The 20,074-nt window shown below is 37.2% G+C and carries 20 protein-coding genes, 1 pseudogene and 1 riboswitch; of the genes and pseudogenes, 11 read left to right on the forward strand and 10 right to left on the reverse strand.

Features of this window, described 5'->3' with window-relative positions; translation table 11 throughout:
- Nucleotides 1-4 precede the first annotated feature (4 nt).
- On the forward strand, nucleotides 5-1,108 hold the full coding sequence (locus AKG34_RS02880) for a GerAB/ArcD/ProY family transporter (protein ID WP_053344692.1): 1,104 nt from the start codon (nucleotides 5-7) through the stop codon (nucleotides 1,106-1,108).
- Nucleotides 1,109-1,585: 477 nt separating this feature from the next.
- Nucleotides 1,586-1,699: pseudogene (locus tag AKG34_RS29550) on the forward strand (YjcZ family sporulation protein); the annotation flags it as partial.
- A 134-nt stretch (nucleotides 1,700-1,833) separates the two neighbouring features.
- Here the strand turns inward: AKG34_RS29550 and AKG34_RS27825 are convergent.
- The 4 genes from AKG34_RS27825 to AKG34_RS27370 all read right to left on the reverse strand — a co-directional run bounded on the left by AKG34_RS27825 (nucleotide 1,834) and on the right by AKG34_RS27370 (nucleotide 4,083).
- Nucleotides 1,834-2,007 (reverse strand): hypothetical protein, encoded by a 174-nt coding sequence (locus AKG34_RS27825; RefSeq protein ID WP_157444081.1) that lies wholly within the window; start codon nucleotides 2,005-2,007, stop codon nucleotides 1,834-1,836.
- A gap of 119 nt (nucleotides 2,008-2,126) precedes the next feature.
- Nucleotides 2,127-3,152 (reverse strand): cytochrome P450, encoded by a 1,026-nt coding sequence (locus AKG34_RS02890; protein WP_269083718.1) that lies wholly within the window; start codon nucleotides 3,150-3,152, stop codon nucleotides 2,127-2,129.
- A gap of 16 nt (nucleotides 3,153-3,168) precedes the next feature.
- Nucleotides 3,169-3,519, reverse strand: a complete 351-nt coding sequence (locus AKG34_RS29215) for a cytochrome P450 (protein ID WP_269083719.1) — start codon at nucleotides 3,517-3,519, stop codon at nucleotides 3,169-3,171.
- Nucleotides 3,520-3,942: 423 nt separating this feature from the next.
- Nucleotides 3,943-4,083, reverse strand: a complete 141-nt coding sequence (locus AKG34_RS27370; protein ID WP_152952234.1) for a hypothetical protein — start codon at nucleotides 4,081-4,083, stop codon at nucleotides 3,943-3,945.
- 157 nt (nucleotides 4,084-4,240) lie between these two features.
- A riboswitch (cyclic di-AMP (ydaO/yuaA leader) is annotated at nucleotides 4,241-4,383 on the forward strand.
- A gap of 151 nt (nucleotides 4,384-4,534) precedes the next feature.
- Between AKG34_RS27370 and AKG34_RS02895 the strand changes: the two genes are divergently transcribed.
- The 3 genes from AKG34_RS02895 (at nucleotide 4,535) to AKG34_RS02905 (ending at nucleotide 8,381) form a co-directional block, all read left to right on the forward strand.
- Nucleotides 4,535-6,361: a potassium transporter KimA gene (locus tag AKG34_RS02895; protein WP_053344694.1), complete on the forward strand. Its 1,827-nt coding sequence runs from the start codon at nucleotides 4,535-4,537 to the stop codon at nucleotides 6,359-6,361.
- Between the two features lie 364 nt (nucleotides 6,362-6,725).
- Nucleotides 6,726-7,580, forward strand: a complete 855-nt coding sequence (locus AKG34_RS02900; protein WP_053344695.1) for a RhaT/GlcU family sugar-proton symporter — start codon at nucleotides 6,726-6,728, stop codon at nucleotides 7,578-7,580.
- A gap of 15 nt (nucleotides 7,581-7,595) precedes the next feature.
- A complete protein-coding gene (locus AKG34_RS02905; RefSeq protein ID WP_053344696.1) occupies nucleotides 7,596-8,381 on the forward strand; it encodes a glucose 1-dehydrogenase in 786 nt (261 codons plus the stop codon).
- A gap of 229 nt (nucleotides 8,382-8,610) precedes the next feature.
- On the opposite strand, the gene AKG34_RS02910 is transcribed toward AKG34_RS02905, so the two are convergent.
- Nucleotides 8,611-9,156 carry an NADPH-dependent FMN reductase gene (locus tag AKG34_RS02910; protein WP_053344697.1) on the reverse strand — a complete coding sequence of 182 codons (546 nt, stop codon included), beginning with the start codon at nucleotides 9,154-9,156 and terminating at the stop codon, nucleotides 8,611-8,613.
- Between the two features lie 176 nt (nucleotides 9,157-9,332).
- Entirely contained in the window at nucleotides 9,333-10,412 is a 1,080-nt protein-coding gene (gene sfnG / locus AKG34_RS02915) for a dimethylsulfone monooxygenase SfnG (RefSeq protein WP_053344698.1), read from the reverse strand.
- Between the two features lie 409 nt (nucleotides 10,413-10,821).
- On the opposite strand from sfnG, the gene AKG34_RS28580 reads away from it, so the two are divergent.
- Both AKG34_RS28580 and AKG34_RS28585 read left to right on the forward strand, forming a co-directional pair.
- Nucleotides 10,822-11,304 carry an acyl-CoA dehydrogenase family protein gene (locus tag AKG34_RS28580; protein ID WP_236694863.1) on the forward strand — a complete coding sequence of 161 codons (483 nt, stop codon included), beginning with the start codon at nucleotides 10,822-10,824 and terminating at the stop codon, nucleotides 11,302-11,304.
- Nucleotides 11,273-12,007: an acyl-CoA dehydrogenase family protein gene (locus AKG34_RS28585; protein ID WP_236694864.1), complete on the forward strand. Its 735-nt coding sequence runs from the start codon at nucleotides 11,273-11,275 to the stop codon at nucleotides 12,005-12,007. The genes AKG34_RS28580 and AKG34_RS28585 overlap by 32 nt, the downstream gene beginning before the upstream one ends.
- Nucleotides 12,008-12,027: 20 nt before the next feature.
- Here AKG34_RS28585 and AKG34_RS02925 read toward each other — a convergent pair whose 3' ends face one another.
- Nucleotides 12,028-13,008 (reverse strand): bile acid:sodium symporter family protein, encoded by a 981-nt coding sequence (locus tag AKG34_RS02925; protein WP_083450650.1) that lies wholly within the window; start codon nucleotides 13,006-13,008, stop codon nucleotides 12,028-12,030.
- A 197-nt stretch (nucleotides 13,009-13,205) separates the two neighbouring features.
- Between AKG34_RS02925 and lepB the strand changes: the two genes are divergently transcribed.
- Both lepB and cobT read left to right on the forward strand, forming a co-directional pair.
- The gene (gene lepB, locus AKG34_RS02930) at nucleotides 13,206-13,754 is read left to right on the forward strand and encodes a signal peptidase I (RefSeq protein ID WP_053344700.1); all 549 of its coding nucleotides are present in this window, start codon (nucleotides 13,206-13,208) and stop codon (nucleotides 13,752-13,754) included.
- 164 nt (nucleotides 13,755-13,918) lie between these two features.
- A complete protein-coding gene (gene cobT, locus AKG34_RS02935) occupies nucleotides 13,919-14,965 on the forward strand; it encodes a nicotinate-nucleotide--dimethylbenzimidazole phosphoribosyltransferase (RefSeq protein WP_053344701.1) in 1,047 nt (348 codons plus the stop codon).
- Between the two features lie 135 nt (nucleotides 14,966-15,100).
- On the opposite strand, the gene AKG34_RS26490 is transcribed toward cobT, so the two are convergent.
- From AKG34_RS26490 to AKG34_RS02945, 3 genes are all read right to left on the reverse strand, one after another.
- Entirely contained in the window at nucleotides 15,101-15,328 is a 228-nt protein-coding gene (locus AKG34_RS26490; RefSeq protein WP_201783552.1) for a zinc-binding dehydrogenase, read from the reverse strand.
- 332 nt (nucleotides 15,329-15,660) lie between these two features.
- A complete protein-coding gene (locus tag AKG34_RS29220; RefSeq protein ID WP_269083720.1) occupies nucleotides 15,661-15,792 on the reverse strand; it encodes a hypothetical protein in 132 nt (43 codons plus the stop codon).
- 562 nt (nucleotides 15,793-16,354) lie between these two features.
- On the reverse strand, nucleotides 16,355-17,755 hold the full coding sequence (locus tag AKG34_RS02945) for a sigma-54 interaction domain-containing protein (RefSeq protein WP_053344703.1): 1,401 nt from the start codon (nucleotides 17,753-17,755) through the stop codon (nucleotides 16,355-16,357).
- Nucleotides 17,756-18,308: 553 nt separating this feature from the next.
- Here AKG34_RS02945 and AKG34_RS02955 point away from each other — a divergent pair.
- Entirely contained in the window at nucleotides 18,309-19,358 is a 1,050-nt protein-coding gene (locus tag AKG34_RS02955; protein ID WP_053344705.1) for an XdhC family protein, read from the forward strand.
- Nucleotides 19,351-19,971: a nucleotidyltransferase family protein gene (locus AKG34_RS02960; RefSeq protein WP_053344706.1), complete on the forward strand. Its 621-nt coding sequence runs from the start codon at nucleotides 19,351-19,353 to the stop codon at nucleotides 19,969-19,971. The genes AKG34_RS02955 and AKG34_RS02960 overlap by 8 nt, the downstream gene beginning before the upstream one ends.
- Nucleotides 19,972-20,074: the final 103 nt, after the last annotated feature.

Genomic DNA, 20,074 nt, shown 5'->3' on the forward strand with positions numbered 1-20,074 from the left:
GTCATTGGTCAAAATAAAAATTGATGGATTTCAGTTATTTTGTATGATGGTAATTTTTATGTTTGGAAGTAATATACTGCTAGATATAGGGAAGGGTGCCAAGCAAGATGTCTGGATTGTGACTCTTTTATCAACCCTTATCGGATGTGTACTGTATTTAGTGTATATTTCTTTATATAAGAAATATCCTGACATACCAATGACCGGCTATGTCCGTAAAATCTGGGGCAAATATGTAGGTGGTGTCATCAGTTTTTGCTATATTATCTATTTTGTTTATCTTGCTTCAAGAGTATTACGGGATTTTGAAGAATTATTAATTAGCTCCACTTATAATCGTACATCCATTATAACGCTAGGGATATGCATGACACTTGTTTTAATTTATGGAGTTCACCTAGGGCTGGAAGCCTTCGCACGAGTAGCATGCTTATGTTTTGGCATTATTATTGTGACCCTTTTGATTCTGAATGTTGTGTTTGTATTGGGCGGATATATAAAGTTGGAAAATCTACAGCCTGTATTAGGCAACGGATGGAGAAAGGTATGGAAAGAGTTGTTTCCTACTGGTATCACCGTACCTTTTGGAGAATTGATTACGTTCACGATGATTCTTCCGTATTTGAATAAAAAGAGTCAGGCTGTAAAAGTTGGCCTATCAGCTATTATAATAGGTGGGGTTTCCTTAACCATTAATTCGATTATTCTTTTGTGCGTACTAGGCCCAGATGCCGTATTCCGATCTACTTCCCCTGCTCTTTCAGCAGTCAGTTATATTAATATCGTTGATTTTATTGAAAGATTGGATCCGTTCATCCTTATTCTACTAATCATTTTAGGTTTCATTATAATATCCATCTTTTTCTTTTGTGCCGTGATTGGAGCAACCGATTTATTTCAAATGAAACCTTCCTCTATATCCATTTATGTGATTGGCGGTGTTATTTTCTTCTCTTCGCTTATGATTGCCCCTAGCTATCAGGCTCATATAGATGAAGGACTCAAAATTGTTCCTTACTTGCTGCATCTACCTTTGTTTATAGGAGTCCCCATTCTATTATTGATTACAGCATATATAAAGCAAAAAATAAAACCAACAGTTTCATGAAGAGGGAGGCTGTTGGTTTTTTATGGCTGTGAAGATACTCAAAAATAGAAAGAAAAAAATGAATGAAAAGAGGAGAAAGTAATCTTCTCCACGAGCGACTGTGAAATATTGTTTAATGTTATAGAGAGATTGGAACATATTCAAACCCTGTAAGTTGTCAATGACCATAATAAGTAAATATGTACCTAATAAAATTAATAAAACTGGAAGCATTTTGGCCATCCTATCACCTTCAATCTTTTCTTAAAGTACGGTTAATCATCTGAAAATATACAATATATAAGTGAGACTTTAAAATATAAAGCTGATGCAATGTAATTTTCATCCTATTCAATATTCAGTGAAGATCATGAAATAACTAATTATAAGACCAAAAAAAGTTAAATTGTATTATTGCTGTCATTTTCCTGACTAGTGCATAAGATGAACTAACCCATTTAAGTTCTTCTATAAAAACAAATAAGGAGATGTTTCTATATGTCAGGTTGTGAGTCAAGTTGTGACGGCGGATTTGGATTTGGTGGAGGTTTCGCCTTTATAGTTGTTTTGTTTATATTGTTAATAATTGTTGGAGCTAGCTTTTGTGGTGGTGGATACGGTGGTGGATTTGACGGTGGATATGCCCCGGTTCAAGGATATGGCGGCTACTGCTAAGAAAATAAAAAAAGCCGACCTTAATAGGGTCGGTTTCTTCTATAATTATTAAAAAAAACTGTGAGGCTATTCTATTCACTCTCACATAATGTGGAGAAAGAAAGTGGATGTAGGTAATCGGTGTCCTGCACCTGTTCACTATCCTGTAGAAATTCTAAATAACCGGCAAATACCTGTGAAGCCATCCCTAGATAGTGCATTTCAGTGTGGATGGTACCCATCTTGTGTGAATGAAGCATATACATTTTCATCCCTCCTTTTGTAATTCAGATGTCCACCAAAATAGGTCCGGCTCTTAAAAAGTTAATAACAGGCCTTATCAGCAGGAGGAAAGTTTTGTTCATGTAATACATTTTATATTCATTTAAATGTCAGAAGCTCCAGGTTGGAACCCTTCTTCATTTCTTTCTTCTACTATCATGCGCAATCCACGCTTTGGTCTGAGTGTAAGGGTTGTAATTGGTTTTACTTCATGATGGTCCGGTGCTAGCCTAATACTATATCGTTGAGCAATACACGCTAGGACAAGCACAGCCTCCATCAATGCAAAATGATTACCAATACAAACTCTTGCCCCCCCGCTAAACGGAAAGTAAGCGTACGTAGGTAAAGTTTTCAAATAGTTGTTTTCAAATCTTTCAGGAATAAAAGAATCTGGATTATCAAAATACTCCGGCTTGTGCTGCATCACATATGGACTTAGCAAAAACATATCGCCTTTTTTAAAATGATGCCCACCTATTTCCACATCCTCCTCCGCTTCCCGTGAAATGATATAGACTGGCGGGTATATGCGAAGTGATTCCCTGATAATATTTTGTGTGTATGTTAATTTCATGAAATCGTCAGGCGTAGGAGTACGGTTGCCTATTACTCTATCTATTTCATTGAAAAGTTTAGTTTCCACTTCTGGATTCTGTGAAAGAAAGTATATGGCCCAGGAAAGCGCATTTGCCGTCGTTTCGTGACCGGCAATGAAGATGGTCATTAGTTCATCGCGTACCTGCTGGTTTGACATACCTAAGCCGTCCTCATCATCTCGAGCCTCCATTAAAATTCCAAGCATATCTTCATGTCTTTCTGCATCTTCCCTACGTTTTTCGATAATGCTATAAATCACTTTATCAAGTCTTTGTATCGCATTTTTATATTCACGGTTGCTTTTAGTTGGAACCCATAAGGGTAATTGAAGAAGTGTTCTCATCCTTTTGACGGAAAGTCTCAAGGCTGCTTCCATCGGTTCTCCGACCACATCATACCCATCTTTGAAATCCATGCTGAACATGGTCTTGCTTATTATCCCAAGGGCGATATTCATCATATCTTTCGTAATAATCCGTTCTTTCTCATTTTCCCAAGTTGAAATATAGTCCATTGTTATATCAATCATATCCTGGGCATAATTGCTAGGACCTTTTGAAGGAGGGTTGAATAAGCCTTCTCTGGCGCCTGTGAACGTCTTTTTCGCTTGTAAGAAGTCCTTCATCACCAACGAGTGGTTTTATAGCATTGCTGTCCTTAGATTTGACGAAGGATTTTTGTTTCGTTACAAGTATCTGCTTTATTAGTTCCGGGTTTGAAATGAGGTAAACATTTTGGAAAGGTCCAAAACGGAATTTTGCAACGTCTCCATATTCTTTTGATAAACGGGTAAGAAAGCCAAGTACATCTTTTTGAAACTCCTTTGTATGGCCAGAAATTAGTTTTCCATTTGGGACCATTGGAGAATCATATAAAACTTCATCAGTTTTACTCAATGTTGTTTTCTCCTTTCGGTAATAATAATTTCTTGTAATCATTCTATGAGAAAAAACTATATTGGTTTGGACAAGTTGTTAAAAGAAAGAGCACATAATTTTTAATTAGTTAATCATAATGAATGAATATACGAGTCCTAAAGGGGGAGGAGAGATTACTAGATTTCTATTCTTACTCAACTAAAAATAACGTTTTCTCTATAAGTTGAGTATAGAAAATAACAAATCGTGAGAGCGTATTTTGAGCTGATAAGAAACCACAAAGAGGAGAGAAGTACAAATGATAGTTCCTAATTTACTGGTAATAAACAGGTTAGGAATGAAAGGTGTCTAGTGTAAAAAACTCTGGGTGAGAGGAACCCAGAGTTTTTTTGGGGGATATTCAGAAAGGAAATTCCTTTTGTTAATAAATGAGAGAAATATTCAGCTTCGTTCGTCCCTATTTCTATTATGGTGCTGATCATTTTTTTCCTTTGCAGGACCACCATATTGTTCGTTAATTTCTTTAGCCACTTGATCTAAAAACTCATCAGATATGATTGGGTTATCAGTTTTTTGGGGCATGTATTCTGTTCTCTCCTTTCTTGGTACTAATGTGTCTTAATCACTAATGAAGTATTTGTTAACAACATAACCCCTCTAAGAAAAAATTATTCTTTTTGTTTGCAAAATTTTCATTTACTTTTCCGAATCACGGGAGTATGATAATCAACAGTTTCATATTTCTAAATCGCTGAAACCTTATGGTACGGGGGAACCGTTATTAGGATTGTTTTCAATCCAAGGGGTGAATCCTTTCTAGGTAGGGCTACTCAAAGGTCCGAATCCGACAGCTAACCTCGTAAGCGTTATATGAGAAGGAAGGTGGAGCTTGTGAGACAAAAAAATGATGTCTGCAGGTCTATTTAACTATGACTTGTGGGCATTTTTCTATTTTATTCTTGTTTTTTTCGTGAAGTTTTTTTCATATAACTGGGCAAAATAAACTTAATTTGAAAAATGGCGGTGATTCTAAGTGTTATCTTCTATAAAGAGGTTCTTAATAGGTCGGCCTCTAAAATCTACTGCATTAGGTGACCAAAAGCTTAACAAAACAAAAGCTTTGGCCATATTATCTTCTGATGCTTTGTCTTCCGTTGCATATGGCCCGGAACAAATTTTAATTGTTTTAATTACAGTGGGTTCCGCAGCATTTTGGTATTCCATTCCTATCGCCATTGGTGTATTGATTCTGTTAATGGCTTTAATCTTGTCCTATAGACAAATTATCTTTGCTTATCCTCATGGCGGGGGAGCATACGTGGTTTCAAAAAACAATTTGGGTGTGAATCCTGGGTTGATAGCTGGAGGATCTTTGTTAGTCGACTATATCCTAACTGTGGCTGTAAGTGTTTCTGCGGGTACAGATGCCATCACATCTGCTTTTCCCAGCCTACATTCATATAATGTGATTATTGCTATAATTTTTGTAATTCTTCTTACCATCCTTAACCTAAGAGGGGTAACAGAGTCGGCTTCCGTATTAGCCTATCCAGTGTATCTATTCGTTTTAGCGTTATTCATTCTGATTGGTGTAGGTGTATACAAAATTTTGACTGGTGAAGTTTCCCCTGACTTACATGCATCAATCGGAACACCAGTAGCAGGGATCAGTTTATTTATACTTCTAAGAGCTTTTGCATCAGGTAGCTCTGCATTAACAGGAGTTGAAGCGATTTCCAATGCGATTCCAAACTTTAAAAATCCAGCGCCTAATAATGCTGCAAAAACATTAATAGCTATGGGTTCCTTACTTGCTGTGTTATTTACGGGTATTGTATTCTTAGCCTATTATTTAAGCATTGTTCCTAGCGCAGAGGTAACTGTTGTTTCACAAATTGCTGAAGAGATATTTGGACGCAATTTTATGTATTACTTTATCCAAGGTACGACAGCATTAATATTAATCCTTGCTGCCAACACTGGCTATTCTGCTTTCCCTTTGCTTGCGGTAAATCTTGCAAAGGATAAATTCATACCTAGGGCGTTTACAATTAGAGGAGACCGATTAGGATATTCCAATGGAATTATCATACTAGGACTTGCATCAATCATCTTAATAATCGCATTTGGAGGACATACAGAAAATCTTATTCCCCTTTATGCGGTAGGGGTATTTATTCCATTTACGTTGTCCCAGACCGGGATGATTGTTAAATGGATTCGCGAGAAGCCAAAAGGATGGATGATGAAGTTAACCATTAATTCAATTGGTGCCCTTATTAGCTTTATCGTCACGATGATATTCTTTTTAACAAAATTCACTCAGGTTTGGCCTGTTTTGATTTTTTTACCTATCATCATTGTTATTTTTCATCGAATTAGAAAGCATTATGAAGCAGTTGGTGACCAACTTAGGATTACAACTTGTGAGCCTATCTTACCAATAGAAGGGAATATCATTATTGTACCTGTGGCTGGTATAACTCATGTGGTTGAGAACTCCTTAAATTATGCTAAATCTCTTTCAGCACATCAGGTTATTGCCGTTTATGTTTCTTTTGAAAGAGAAGATGAAAAAAAATTCGAAGAAAAATGGAAGAAGTGGCAACCAGATGTTAGACTTGTGACACTAAACTCTTATTATAGGAGTATCATACAGCCATTAACTAAATTTGTAGATACGGTTGAACATAAAGCGAGGGAATCCAACTATAAAGTTACGGTAATAATCCCTCAATTTATTCCGAAGAAAGGCTGGCACAATATTCTTCATAACCAATCAAGTTTACTGATTAAGGCCTACTTGCTTTATAGAAGGAATGTAGTTGTTACGACTGTACCTTATCATTTGAAGAAATAAAAATATATAAAAAGTGATTTCATAGACAGCCTTACTTTGCTGTATTCTCTACAGAAAGAGCAAACCTTAACTGGGTTTGCTCTTTCTTCAATTTACGCTCTATATTGAGAAAAAAGGGTTGCCGCTGGCAATCCTTTTTATGTTGGACAATGTTTCTGAAGTTGAATTTGTCTATCCTTTTGAGTTCATCATTATCATTCATTAGATTAAATGGTTATTAGATAATCAAAATCCAGTAACCCTCTAAGAAGTTTTCATTGATAAAATTACCATGGCTCAATTTCCTTAATGAGAACATATTAAAAAAAGACAAAATAAAATTTTCTGATTTTATGTTTTGAACATACATATGTGGGGGTTGAAGATGGATATATTATTAGCTCTCTTACCGGCACTATTCTGGGGAAGTATCGTTTTATTTAATGTGAAACTTGGTGGTGGTCCCTATAGTCAAACGCTCGGTACAACGATTGGGGCTTTGATTTTTTCTATTGGGGTTTATTTTTTCGCGGATATCAAGTTGTCACCTCTAGTTTTTGGTGTGGGGTTTGTTTCAGGACTTTTTTGGGCTGTTGGACAAGCTAATCAGCTCAAAAGCATTGATTTAATGGGTGTCTCTAAAACAATGCCGATTTCAACGGGATTACAGCTGATTTCTACTACTTTATTTGGAGTCATTGTTTTTCACGAATGGTCTACACTGAAAGCGGTTATTTTAGGCGTACTGGCTTTAGTATTTATTATCATTGGAATCATATTGACCTCACTGGAAGATAAAGAATCAAAAGAGAGTAAATCGGGAAACTTGAAAAAGGGAATCGTTATTCTACTTATCTCAACATTTGGTTATTTAGTTTATGTGGTTGTTGCACGTCTTTTTGATGTTAATGGCTGGTCAGCATTGTTTCCTCAAGCAATCGGGATGGTGGTAGGTGGCTTATTATTAACGTTTAAACATAAGCCGTTTAATAAGTATGCAATTCGCAATATCATTCCTGGATTAATATGGGCAGCAGGAAACATGTTTTTATTTATATCACAGCCTCGTGTGGGAGTCGCTACGAGTTTTTCCCTATCTCAAATGGGCATAGTCATTTCAACTCTCGGCGGGATCATCATTTTACGTGAGAAGAAAACAAAGCGCCAATTAATTGGAATCGTTTTTGGAATTATCTTGATTATTATAGCTGGGGTTATGCTCGGCTTCGCAAAAAGCTAATTGGAGGATGATAGAATGTATACAGATTTAGAAGGCAAGGTCGTTGTGATAACTGGTTCATCTACTGGTTTAGGAAAAGCAATGGCCATTCGCTTTGCTCAGGAAAAGGCAAAGGTCGTGGTTAATTACCGTACTAAATTAGAGGAAGCAGATAGTGTGTTAGAAGAAATCAAAAAAACTGATGGGGAGGCTATTGCAGTAAAAGGTGATGTCACCGTTGAAGAAGATGTAATTAATCTTGTGCAATCAGCCATAAAGGAATTTGGAAAACTAGACATTTTCATTAATAATGCAGGAATAGAAAATCCAGTTCCTTCTCATGAGATGCCCTTAAGCGACTGGAACCGGGTAATTGATACCAATTTAACCGGTAATTTTTTAGGTTGCCGTGAAGCCATCAAGTATTTTGTAGAAAACAACATTAAAGGAAATGTGATAAACATGTCCAGTGTACATGAGAAAATTCCTTGGCCTTTATTTGTTCACTACGCGGCAAGCAAGGGTGGTGTGAAGTTGCTTACGGAAACTTTGGCGTTAGAATATGCGCCAAAAGGGATTCGTGTAAATAGCATTGGTCCTGGTGCAATAGCCACACCAATAAATGCCGACAAGCTTGAAGATCCTGAAAAGAAAAAGGATCTTGAAAGTATGATTCCGATGGGGTACATTGGAAAGCCTGAAGAAATCGCTGCGGTTGCCGTATGGCTGGCATCTTCGGAGTCTAGTTATGTTACGGGCATCACCTTATTTGCTGATGGGGGCATGACGAAATACCCTTCATTTCAAGCAGGAAGAGGATGAAGGCATCTCTTGAATCATACATTTCTTAATAATGGTTTTAATAGGTTTTATCATGGACATGTTAGTCTGCTCTTCTTTAATAGGGTAGAGGATTTAGTAGGCAATTAGTTCAAAAAGAGTGAATCTGCCTCACAACTTATACTAGTCGAAGAAAAGTGTCGTTTAATGAATAGGTTAGACGCACAAAAAATCCTAGTAGGATCATTCCTACTAGGATTTTTTAGCTAAATTAACGATTATGATGATTAAACCAGGTAATGAAGTTATCAACGACCGTATCTAAAAACTGAACAGTCGGTTCATGAGTAAGAGTACCTTCTTTATCGATTTTTTCATGAACTGCTCCAACATACACTTCATTTCCAGGAAGCAGAGGAGAGGAGATACCTAGAGCAAATAGAATTTCACGCAAATGTAATTGGGCTTTAACTGTTCCTAAATGTCCCATGGACGCACCCATGATCCATGATGGTTTACCAATCATGACTTTATCTACACGTGATAACCAATCGATAACATTGCCTAATACGCCTGGAATCGTTCCATTGTATTCAGGAGTTACCCACAAGACTGCATCTGCATTGGCCACTTTGCTTTTAAATTCTTTTACCACTACAGGAGGGTCGTTTTCTATATCTTGGTCATAAAAAGGCAAATCTCGAACGTTTAAGATTTCAAGTTCAAACCGTTCTTGATATCGAGTTTGAATAAATTTAGCGAGCTTTAGGTTATAAGATTCTTTACGAATACTCCCTACAATTGCAACAACTTTCATCTTCATTACCTCCGAGTATTTATTTGTATTTTCCATTCGTGTTAATTTGTTCCACTTTGATATTATAATTGTTATTTTATTGAAAGGGAAAAAGGATGCTTATGAAAACTCAAATACTTGTACTACTTCGGAGTATTGTGACCACTTTAAACCAGTGTTGCATTCTTTGCTATTAGCTATGTAGTAGCAATTTCTTCTTTTACCTTTGCTTCCTTTTGCCTTACGAGAGGAATTATCTTCTCCCCGAAGACTTGTAAATCTTCTTCGTAGTGCAGGAATCCTGTTAAGATGATATCCACTCCGATTTTTTTCAATTCAATGATGCGGTCCGCAACTTGCTCGGCAGTCCCAATTAACCCGGTTTTAAATCCGTCGTTGTATTGAACGAGATCCTCGAATGTTGAGTTTTGCCACATTCCTTCACCTTGTGAAGAAGCTTGACCTGCAAATTTCACTTGGCTTTTAAATCCTTCGACAGCCTTTTGATCTGCATGTAAAACAATATCTGTTAAAACTTGTTTTGCTTTTTCTTCTGTATCACGGACAATCACAAAACCATTAACACCAATCTGAATCTCTCTTCCATTCGAGCGAGCTAGTGATCGTACATGGTCTATTTGTTCTTTTAATTTCTCTAGTGTGTTTCCATTTATAAAATAAACATCAGACACTCGTCCTGCCATTTCTCTTGCGGCAATAGAGTTGCCACCTTGAAATATTTTTGGAGGGTTAATCGGTTTGGGTTTTAGGGGTGCTTCATTTGTTCGGTAAAAATCACCCTTAAAAGTAGTCGCTTCCTTTGTCCATAAATTCCGTAGAACTTGTATAAACTCTTCAGAACGCCGATAACGTTCATCATGATCTAACCATGGTTCTCCATAACCAGTAAACTCGCCTTTAAACCATCCACTAACGATATTTATGGAAGCACGTCCATTGCTGATATGATCGATTGTTGAGATAATTTTGGCTACGACACCTGGGTGCCACAGTCCAGGAAGAACGGCTGTAATGATATTAATTTTATTAGTCACACTTGCCAATGCAGAAGCAAGCGTAGCAGCTTCTAATTGATTCTCAGCCCCATAGCTTGCAAAAAATCTAGTTTGTAGTAAAACATAATCAAATCCAAGATTTTCGGCCATTTGTGCATATCGTTTATTCGCGTCATACGTCCAACCTGTTCTTTGGGGAATATCCGAAATAACCAGACCTCCACTTACATTTGGTGCCCAATATGCAAATTGTAAACTCATTAATATTACCTCCTGTTTTTCGGGAATACTCTTATCTAAAAAGCAATTTTTCATAAAGAAAGGCTCTTGTCAGCCTTCAAAAAAGAAGAGTTCGACAAGAGCCTCTGGTAAACCAGTCAGCATTTTTTGTTTTTTTAAGTACGTACACCTTTGTGAGAAAGTTTAATATACATTAAGCCTACCTGTCAAGTGAGTAATGAGAGGCGGATTTGTACCCTTTATAAAAAACCATTCTTAACCATTACTTGACTAATGTGTTTAATAAGATTTAATATTAAAACGAAGATTCTGATAATTTAATAGCCGACTAGGTCACTAGAGGCTCCCAATTCAAGGTGGAATATATCTTGAGAGGGGAGTCTCTTTATTATTTTTGAGAAATAAAGACGAATTAAGGAGGACTCAATTAATGAAAATAGCGAAAGAAAATAAGGCTGATTATCTTGAGATAGCTTCCTCATTAGCGAAGGAATTTGCTAAAACAGCAATTGAGCGAGATAAACGAGGAGGAACGGCAAAATTTGAGCGTGACTTACTTCGTGAAAGTGGTTTGCTTTCGCTTATAATTCCAAAATCCCTAGGAGGGAAAGGGGAAGATTGGAAAACAGTTTTACAATTAACACGTGAACTGGCAAAAGTGGATGGATCGATCGCTCATTTATTCGGATATCATTTCTTATGTTTGACATCTGTCCACTTATTCGGATCTCCATTTCAGAAAGAGAAGTTATATAAGGAAACGGCCGAAAAAAATTTGTTCTGGGGAAATGCCTTTAATCCGCGGGATGAAAATTTGCTATTGAAGAAAGAAAACTCACAATGGATATTGAGTGGAAAAAAAAAGCTTTTGTTCAGGGGCAATGGATTCTGCCCGCTTATTGATTTCTGCTAAGAGCACAGGTTTTGATCGACCTGTTATTGCTGTAATTCCAACTAATCGAAAAGGAATTATTATACAGGATGATTGGGATAGTTTTGGACAGCGGCAAACAGACAGCGGGACTGTTATTTTTAATGAAGTGTTACTGAAAAATGAAGAGGTGCTTGATTATTATGAACAAGATCTCCAAGGTTTGTTTCCTACACTAAGGACACATATTGCCCAAACAATTTTGGTTCATGTGATACTAGGAGTAGCGGAAGGAGCCTTTGAGGAAGCAAAGAACTATACAAAAAATGTGACCCGTCCTTGGTTGACATCAAATGTAGAAGATGCAACCAGCGATCCCTATACCATTCGCCATTATGGAGAATTATTCGTTCAATTAAAAGCTTCAGCTGCACTAGCTCAAAATGCTGCAGATGCCCTGCAGTATGTATGGGGAAAAGAGTGGTCACTAACTGAGCAGGAACGGGGAGAGTGCGGGATCACGATTGCAACAGCGAAGGTTTCCGTAGCGAAAACGGCATTAGAGGTAACGAATCGTATGTTTGATGTAATGGGTGCAAGAGCTACCTCGGCTAGGTATCAGTATGATCGATTTTGGAGGAATATAAGAACCCATACATTGCATGATCCGATTGAATATAAAATTCGGGATATCGGCAATTGGGCCCTCAATTCTAAGGTGCCTGAAATTACACCTTATTCCTAACGAAGTAAACATGAATTATCTCAAGTTTTAAAAAAACCATCCGATTTAATCTTTGAAAAACGTCGATGGTAATACTTATCTAATGAATATCCGAAAAAGGAAGCGAGCATCTGTTGAAACAGCATTCCAAGTACTACAGGAACCGCAACGGCAGCCGGGAAATAGGTGGTCGCAAGAACAGCTCCAGCACTGATGTTCCGCATCCCGCCGGTAAAAGTTAAGGTAATGACGTCTTCCTTTTCCCATTTTAATAATTTACCAATTATCCAAGAAAGAGCATAGCCTGAAGCGGCTATAAATAAAACCAAGAAGGTCATGATTATTAATTTTTTGTCGAAATGAGTTAAATAGGGTGCAATTTTTGAACTGTTCAATATTACAACAATTCCTACGCTTAGTTTGGAAAAAGGAGCTAAGCGGGGGGATAGACTTGTTTTTATCTTGCCTTTCGTAGTCTGATTCAAGAACATTGCCAGCATGGACGGAAGAACGACCATTCCGATTAACCCTTTCACCATTGACCACATATCCATTTCGATTGAGCCGCCTCCGAAAAGGGCAACACTGTAAGGAACGATGAATGGAGAGAGCAGGGTGTCGATTAGGATAATGGTTAGAGCAAGTACGGCATTTCCTTTATAAATGGATACCCAAATCATACTGGTGACACCAGTTGGAATGACAACTGATAAGACTAAACCCGTAATCGTGAAGGCATCCCCACGAAAAACTAAATGGCCAAGGGCCCAGGCCCATATTGGCATAAGTACGTGCAGGATGATCAAAACGATGAAAACAGGTAAAGGGTGTGTGACTACCCGTTGTAGTGATTTAAAGTTTGAGCCTAAACTTCCTGCAAATGTGATGAAAGCCAATATCCATGGAACTAGAAATGTGTAGTCAGTTAAATGTTCGGCTAATAAGACGCCAATAACAACGCTTATTGGTGTAATAAGCGGCATAGCTTTATCCATTTGTTTATTAATTGTCTTCAGCATCATTCATCCATCCATTTCCTACGTGAAATTCTTCATAAGTAAGTTTACCATATTCAAAAATACGTATTTTAAAAGAATGAACTTTTGACTTAACGACTTCTACTATATACATAATAAATCCATTTAAGTAAAATATTAATATAAAGAGATTTTTATTTTAAAAATGTTAGCCGTTCAAAATAGAGGAGAGGGGAGTATCTATGCAGAAAGATATAAAAAGTGAAGTATTTTCATGGGTGAAATCTATCCTATTTGCTTTAATAATCGTGTTTATTTGCAACCAGTTTTTATTTACCCCAGTGATTGTTAAAGGTAAATCAATGGAGCCAACTTATGAAAACAATGACAGGATTGTAGTTACAAAAATCGGTAAGATCGAACATTTTGATATGGTCGTATTTCATGCTCCTGATGCAGATAAGAAGTATATCAAAAGGGTGATCGGCCTTCCAGGTGACAGTGTGGAAATGAAAAAAGACTTACTATATATCAATGGGAAAAAGTATACAGAACCATATTTGAAAACAAAAAAAGAGGAAATTCCACCTGAAGAAAATCTGACGGAGAATTTTACCCTGCAAAATCTATTAGGGAAATCCAAAGTACCCAATGGTTATTTATTTGTCATGGGAGATAATCGTAGGGATAGCTGGGATGGCAGAAGATTTGGTTTTATATCCGAGGAATCACTTGTGGGTAAAGTGGAATTTCGTTTCTATCCATTAAATGAACTAGGGATGCCACAGTAAAAATTATAAACTTGGAATACGCGTGTGTTAATTATCCATATTACTTGAGGAGAAATTTTATAGCGTAATAATATGGACTAAGTTGTATTTATAGCAGATGATAGATTAAGAACCTTTTCCAATGGTTAAGGTTTTTTATTTTGAATTTTGGAGGTTTTTTCATAATGAAGAATGAATTAGCCACTCTCTCCATCCCAATGCTGGATGAAGAAATGGGACAGCAGGTAAAAAGGTATGTGGATTCTCTGACAGTTCCGCAGGGAAGTTTGGGACGGCTAGAAGAATTAATAATTGAATTAGCAAAGATGACAGGTGAAGCCTTTCCTGAAGTATCGAGACCGGGCGTGATTGTGTTTGCAGCCGATCATGGGATTACGGATGAGGGGGTTTCCGCTTATCCAAAAGAAGTGACAGAACAAATGGCTCTCAATTTCCTGAATAACGGAGCCGCCATCAATGTATTCAGCCGTGCGATTCATGCTTTTTTTGACATAGTTGATATCGGGATTGACGCTGATATTGAAGCACCGGAATTAACTTCAAGGAAGGTCCGCCGTGGAACAAGAAACTTCTATAAAGAAGATGCGATGACACGGGAAGAGGTAAACCAAGCGCTTGAAATCGGGTATGAGCGCGCACAGAAAATGATTGAACAGGGAGCGAAATGTCTAATCCTCGGTGAAATGGGAATCGGAAATACGACAGCTAGTTCTGCAATCATCTCCGTTATTAGCGGGAAGAGCGTAGAATCGCTTGTAGGCCAGGGAACAGGACTAAAAAGTGAAGGTATTTTACATAAACAAAGAATTATTGAAGAAGCAATCTTATTAAGAAAACCTATTCCTGATGATCCAATCGATATTCTGATGAAAATTGGCGGATTCGAAATTGCCGGGATGGCAGGAGCCATGCTTGCAGCAGCCAATAACCGAATTCCCATTCTTGTTGATGGTTTTATTACAACGACGGCTGCTGTAATTGCAAACCTGATTTCGGGTCGTGCATCTGATTATATGTTTGTCGGACATCAATCCGCAGAGCCGGGACATAAAACGGCCATTGAATTGCTTGGTAAAGAGCCAATTCTTCAACTGGGAATGAGAATAGGAGAAGGAACAGGAGCCGCAGTTGCTTTTCCTATTCTTAAGTCGGCGACATTGGTCATAAAGGAAATGGCAACATTTGAGTCGGCAGGTGTGTCAAACAAATAATAATTATAATAAGAAGGAGGCTTTCTATATGAAGGCCTCTTATTTTTATGTAAAAAGACCTGCTAAGAAAAAACCATCATGCATCTACCGTGATTTCTTGTTTTTTACCATGAGCGGTTCGGTGCATCCGCTTTATTAGGTTTTGTTATTATGTTCCAAAGTTATTACTACATTACCCTTTTTGTGTCCTTTTTCTACATAGCTATGGGCCTCGACAATTTGTTCCAACGGATAGTGCCTATCTATGACAGATTTTATCTTTCCCGCCTCAATAAGCTCTTTGAGAAAGATTAGATCCTCAGTGCTTCCGGGTGTTATTCCACCTATTACTTTCTTGCTGCCTATCATTGAAGTCCAAAGCATTTGAACAAACTGTGGTAGCCCAGCGACAGCTGCAAGATAGAATAACGAGAACAAAGGAGAGTTATTTACTGAAACGTAATATCTCTGTTAGAATTTTCAAGAATATGGATACCGATATTCAGTATTTAAAGTTTAGAAAAGAGAGTTTTTTGATAGACAAAAGATTACTATCCTTGCTCCACTAATAGGTGCGATTCTTCATTAAGAAGGATCGCCTTTCCTTATGCAGATAAAGGGGCAGGATAGTTGATCTTTGGTGTCGTAATTGACTCAAACTATTCATTAAGAAGAATGTAAATCAGCTAAAAAAGAGGATATTAAATCCTCTCAGTTTATTTGTCTTTATCTAATTGTTCATCAGATTTTTGGACGATTTCTTTTAATTCTTCTATGTCACCTTTAGCATTAATAATTTCAAAGATCTCATTTAAGCCTTCTGAGGTTTTTTCATCTTCTGTTTTCACTTTACCCCTCCTAATTGTGGTTATTTATAAGGTCTCCAAAAACTAGAAGATAAAACATTAAAAGAAAAAAAGGGATTAGGAAAAGTGTACAAGTTGATTTCATAATAAAACCCCTCCAAATAGGAGAGGTTGTAAAGGTTTTATGGAGTTGTTTAAGTTGGTAACACTTCCCGATATTACACATCAAAGGCTGCTTGTGCTTTTGTAATTTGAAGTTAGCTAATTAAGTTAATTCTTCCTTACCGGCAATGATATCATAGCGTCTGCTTGCTGTTGTAATTGGTCATGTAGAATTGAACTTCTGTTTCAGCACGAAAGTATTTTTCTTTTGATATGAGGATCGAGGTGTGTTCGAATTCTAGAGAGAAAGTACTTGTTCAACTACAGGTGCGTTAGTTGATTAAGGAACACAAAAATGACTAAGGTTTTTAGGTATTGATTTAGTGAAAGGGTCTTAAAAATAATCAATTTCTTTAAACTTTTCAATGAAGATTTCATACTTAGATTTAAAATGAACAAATCTCAATAGCATTAATTTGATTAAATTTTATTTAAAGCTACATTACTCAGGAGAGAGTTGACTTTGATATTTCTTCATTTTTCGAACGACAGAAGGCTGGCTAATGCCTAAAAATTTAGCCATTTCATATGTGGACTTACATTGTTTATGTGCTTTCATCATCATCCATTTTTCCACTTGTTCAAGAGCTGTCTTGAGATCGCTGTCCTCAACCATCATTTGATCGATCATTAGGGTATCATCCTTTTTCTCCAAAGATTCTTGACTATGAAAATAGGAGGGGAGGAAGCCTGGGAAAATAATGGAGTCTTCGGAAGTCAAAATGAGCCGTTCAATTAAGTTTTCTAATTCACGTACGTTCCCGGACCATTTATGCTGGATGAGGATTTCGTATGTGGAGGGGTGCAATTTTTTGTCGGTCTTGTATTTCTTGTTAATGATCTCGAGATTATGATTGATTAAGATGGCAATATCCTCTTTTCTTTCTCGTAAAGGTGGGATATGGACAGGAATCACGTTTAAGCGGTAATACAAATCGAGCCTAAATGATCCTTTTTCTACCATTTCTTCGAGGTTTTGATTTGTTGCTGTTACGAGCCGAAAGTCTATCTTATGCTCTTTTTTTCCACCCACTCTTTTAAAGGTTTTCTCCTGCAGAACATTTAATAATTTCACCTGCATATCCAGGGGAAGTTCTCCGATTTCATCTAGAAATAAGGTTCCGTTATGTGCCAGTTCAATCAATCCTTGTTTCCCATGCTTTTGCGCCCCTGTGAAGGATCCTGCTTCGTATCCAAACATTTCAGATTCAAAAAGACTTTCTGGAATGGTACTGCAGTTGACTTCGATGAATGGTTCTTTACTGCGATAGCTCTGATTATGGAGCCTTCGGGCAAAGACGCTCTTTCCAACCCCCGATTCCCCGAGAAGCATGACAGTAGCATCCGTTTTTGAAACACGGAGTATCGTTTTGGCGATTTGCCGCATTTCCTTGCTTCGATAGATAAGTTCTTCCTGTTCCCGAAGTTCCTCGACCTCAGTTTGGTAGTCTTGAACCTTTTTCTTCAATTGTCCGTATTGATCCTGTAGGTTTCTGATTTCTGTTTGGTCCTGGGCATAACTAACGACGCGAACCAATTCACCATCATCATTAAAGATTGGATATGCAGTCGACATGACAATTTTTCCCGTCTTCGTATGTTGCATGATTTGAATAGGTGTTCGTTCTTTCAAAACCATAGCGGTGATCGATGGAGAAAGTATTCCTTCAGTTTCCAGCTGGTAAACCGATTTTCCAAGATAATGGTCAGGCTCAATTCCATAAATCCACCAGTGGTTAGGATTCGTAAATAAAATAAAACCCTTTTCATCGGTCACGGTAATATTGTTATTGGATGTGCTGATGATGGTGTCCAATACTCTTTTCACATTGTTATCACTCATTATTTTCTCCTTATCTATTGTTCTAGTGATTCAAATATAAATCAAAAACAAGGGTAAAATCAAGAATTTTCAGTTATTTTGATTTGGAAGTGAATCATTTGTGACCAGGATCTTTTTGGTCAGCTTTGCTTTAGCAGCCTTTGTTCAAATGGTGGTGGGCTTTTATTCTAATAAATTTATAAAGCGTGCAGTTTTTGTTGGTGGAGCTGGTGCGACGATAATTTTATTTATGCTTTTAACTCTTTTTACAACGAGTTGTACAGTAAGGAATATTAGGCTGTGTTTCGTATCTAATCGCAGCAATAGGACTGATTCTTTTGGCATTTTTATCTAGGTGAGCGGTTCATATAAAGGCGGTTTATCGCTATTTTATGTTTTGTTGCTCTTTCACTGTTTCTTAGCATAGTTTTAGTAAGAAAGAATACTAAATAGATAGTATAGAGAGAAATTTTTTTGTGAAAAAATGGATAGAAAAGGGATTTTCCCTTTTTATCTTTCACTTTCTTCATAAAGGTCAATAATTAACTCTTAGCAGGCAGGAGGAGAAACGGATATGTCACGGTTACAAGAGTTTAAAGATGTATTTAAAAATATTAAATTAACATGGGAACGTAACGAACAAGCGGTGATTGCCATGCAAATTAGTGTGAAAGGTTCTACCTACAGACTGCCAGGTACCAAAATGATGATGGCTTCTGATGGGCAAATGTTCGGTACGATAAGCGGAGGATGTTTGGAAAGCGATCTTTTTGGGTGGGCAGAAAAGGCAATGGAAATGAAAAGGCCTTTAACACATAAATACGATTTAAGTGAAAATGAAGTGTGGGGTTTAGGAATAGGATGCAAAGGGATTCTTGAAATGCTCATTCTACCTATAGATCAAAATGATGTATTTTGGAAAAAAACAGAAGAAATTATCCAGAAGGGTCAAGCTTTCTCTTGTGTACTGGAAATACCTACTGGGAGGAGGTTATTGATTGAAAAAGAAGGTAATATAATTGGGGATTTGGATAATCTCCCCTGCGAGGTTGTTGAAAAAGCAAGAAATAGTATGGACACGCAAACTCGTGCAGAAATAATGAGCTGTGACGGAAGCAGATTTCTAATTGATGCAGTTAAACCTGGGGAAAAATTAATTGTTGCGGGAGCCGGAAGGGATGCAGTACCTGTGGCTGATTTGGCTGCTAAAGCTGGTTTTTCAGTTACTGTATTAGATTCACGTGTGGAATTTAACAACCCTCGACTTTTCCCCTTTGTTATACATTTAATCGAAAATCCTGAAGAGATTAATTCAAATAATGTCACGGATTCATGGTGGATCATCATGAATCATTACCAAGAGATTGATGAAAAGGCATTACAACTTGCTTTGAAAAGTAATCCACGGTACATCGGTGTTCTTGGTCCTATGGCTAGAACAAAAGAAATGCTTATAAATATTGGACAAACTTTTTCCGATGGGCCGATACATTCACCAATTGGTTTGGATCTAGGAGCTGAAACGATGGAGGAAGTAGCCATAAGTATTGTTGCTGAACTAATGACAGTCAAAAATGGTAGAAATCCGGTTCCACTCCATGGAAAGACGAAAATCCATGCTTAAGGTAGGAGCTGTAATTCTTGCAGCTGGAATGTCAACACGTATGGGAAAACCTAAACTATTATTACCTTTAAATGGTCAACCTCTTTTTAAATATGCTCTTAAAGCAGCGGTTGATGCTTCATTACAGCCAATCGTTTTAATCGCAGGTCATTATATAGAAGAAATTCGACATTATACTCATGATTTAGAAGATATAGAAATAATTTATAATCAAAATTATGCAAATGGTATGGCTTCTTCTCTGAAACTCGGTATTCAGGCGGTAAAAAAAGATGTGGATGCTGTCATGGTTTTCTTAGCGGATCAGCCCTTAGTTTCCAAATCAATTGTACAATTACTAATTGACCACTATAAGGCTCATAAGCATGAAGGGATTCGTATTGTCCGGTCAAAATATAAAGAAGATTTAGGTCATCCAATTCTGTTTGATGCTGAATTATTTAATGAATTCGATTCAATAGATGGAGATCAAGGAGGCAAAGAAATTATAAAAAAATATACACAATTAACAAAGATCATTTCCTTTGATAACCAGATGTGGGGAATGGATGTTGATGCACCTGAAGATTACTTAATAATGAAAAAATATTTTGATTTAGAACTTTACACTTAGAAAAGCCTTGGCTTGAAAGGGACTACTGCACGAGTCGCAGCTATATAATCGTGGTTGAGCAGTGCCTTTTGTAATTTTTCGGTTGCCCATTCTAACTTTTATT

This window comes from Peribacillus butanolivorans (assembly GCF_001273755.1).
Taxonomy (GTDB): Bacteria; Bacillota; Bacilli; order Bacillales; family DSM-1321; genus Peribacillus; species Peribacillus butanolivorans.